This is a genomic window from Thiolapillus sp. (assembly GCF_048562965.1).
In the GTDB taxonomy this organism is placed as follows: Bacteria; Pseudomonadota; Gammaproteobacteria; order Chromatiales; family Chromatiaceae; genus Thiolapillus; species Thiolapillus brandeum_A.
In genome coordinates this window covers 1-1,612 of the sequence record NZ_JBHNMF010000687.1, presented here as the reverse complement: position 1 = coordinate 1,612, position 1,612 = coordinate 1, and the positions used below count along the sequence as shown (strand labels likewise).

Sequence of the window (1,612 nt, the reverse complement as noted above, 5' to 3'; positions counted from 1 at the left end):
GAAGTTGTTGCGTAGTGCTTGGTGACCAGGACGGCTGGGGCACGAATAGGTTGTCAAAGGCCGAGTCGATTTTGGGGACTGGGATGTCCCAAAATCTATCACGAGGCCGAAGACACACTTGAACGGCTGCAAAAGGTCAGGGACGACCGGGAAAGCTACCTGGCACTGCTGCACAAGCTGCTGGTTCAGGCGGCCGAAGATATCGAGAGCACCGCACTGGTCGCCGAGTTCAATGCCTCTGACCTGGCCTACCTGAAACCACGCTGGGAAACATTTTCCGCCGATATCGCCCCGGGCAAAACCATCGAGCTGGCTGCAACGCCCATTCATTGCAGTGGCGGCGTGCTGCTGCGCAGCAGGGACAACCGCATCCGCATCGACAACAGCTTCGAAGGCCGCATCGAGCGCTTCCAGGGCGCCCTGCTACAGGTCATCACCGAGCGGCTGTTCGCTGCCGATATCAGCCTGAGAGGACTGTTCGATGACTGATCCGGGCACCGTCATCGAAATCAACGGGCCTCTGGTGCGTGCCCGGCTGCCGGGCATCGCCAGCGGAGAGCAGGTGCGGCTGGGCAAACAGAAACTCACCGGCGAAGTCATCGGCCTGGACGACGATCGTGCCCTGATCCAGGTGTATGAATCCACCGAAATGCTGCGGCCGGGGGAAACGGTCATCCCCCTGGGCTATCCCCTGTCGGTGGAACTGGGGCCCGGTCTGCTCGGCGGCATCTTCGACGGTATCCAGCGGCCGCTGACCAATCTCAGGGAACAGGCCGGCGACTATATTCCCCGGGGTCTGGATGTTCCCGCGCTCGAACGTGACAGACCCTGGGCGTTTGTCCCCAATCCTGACCTGAAAGCCGGTCAGGAAATCCGCGGTGGCATGGCACTGGGCACGGTACAGGAAACCGCCTCGACGGAACATCGCATTCTCACGCCACCCGGCGTTCACGGGGAACTGCTGGAACTGGCGGTCGCGGGCGAATACGACCTCAAACAGGTCATCGCCAGGGTGCATACACCGCTTAACTGCATTCAGGACCTGAAGCTGTTCCATCGCTGGCCGGTGCGCATCCCCCGGCCCTACCAGAAACGGGACGACAGCGTCGCCCCCCTGCTCACCGGGCAGCGCATACTGGACACATTCTTCCCCCTGCTCAAGGGTGGCAAGGGCGCCATACCCGGCCCTTTCGGCGCGGGCAAGACCATGCTGCAGCACAAGCGTGTCTTCGACCTCGTGATAGATTTTGGGACATCCCAGTCCCCAAAATCGACTCGGCCTTTGACAACCTATTTGTGCCCCAGCCGTCCTGGTCACCAAGCACTACGCAACAACTTCGCAAGCTCGTTGCTGCTCCGTACTTGACTCCCATATGACTGGACGCCGCGTTCGGAGGCCTACTTTGTTTTCCCTCTGGCGCAAGGCACGCAGGGAAAACAGTGCGGCCTCGCGGCTACTGGGGACTACCAGCCTTCGCTTCGCTCTCCATGGCTGGCAGCGGCTGACCGGGCAGCAGATCAACTGGCTCCTCGATGGCTATGACATCGGGGCCATGAAAGGCCACAGAAAGTTGCAATACGAGGCCACTTTCTGATGCGATAAGCGATTGAA

2 protein-coding genes and 1 pseudogene are annotated in these 1,612 nt (G+C 60.7%); all 3 read left to right on the top strand.

Annotated features, from left to right (window positions below; all coding sequences use genetic code 11):
* Positions 1-21: 21 nt before the first annotated feature.
* The 3 genes and pseudogenes from ACOCD2_RS19180 (at position 22) to ACOCD2_RS19170 (ending at position 1,595) form a co-directional block, all read left to right on the top strand.
* Positions 22-489 carry a V-type ATP synthase subunit E gene (locus tag ACOCD2_RS19180; RefSeq protein ID WP_293688824.1) on the top strand — a complete coding sequence of 156 codons (468 nt, stop codon included), beginning with the start codon at positions 22-24 and terminating at the stop codon, positions 487-489.
* Positions 482-1,222 (top strand): annotated as a pseudogene (locus ACOCD2_RS19175) (V-type ATP synthase subunit A); the annotation flags it as partial. The gene ACOCD2_RS19180 and the pseudogene ACOCD2_RS19175, both read left to right, overlap by 8 nt.
* Before the next feature lie 181 nt (positions 1,223-1,403).
* Complete coding sequence (locus tag ACOCD2_RS19170; protein WP_293682073.1) at positions 1,404-1,595, top strand: hypothetical protein; 192 nt, start codon at positions 1,404-1,406, stop codon at positions 1,593-1,595.
* The last annotated feature ends 17 nt before the right edge of the window (positions 1,596-1,612 follow it).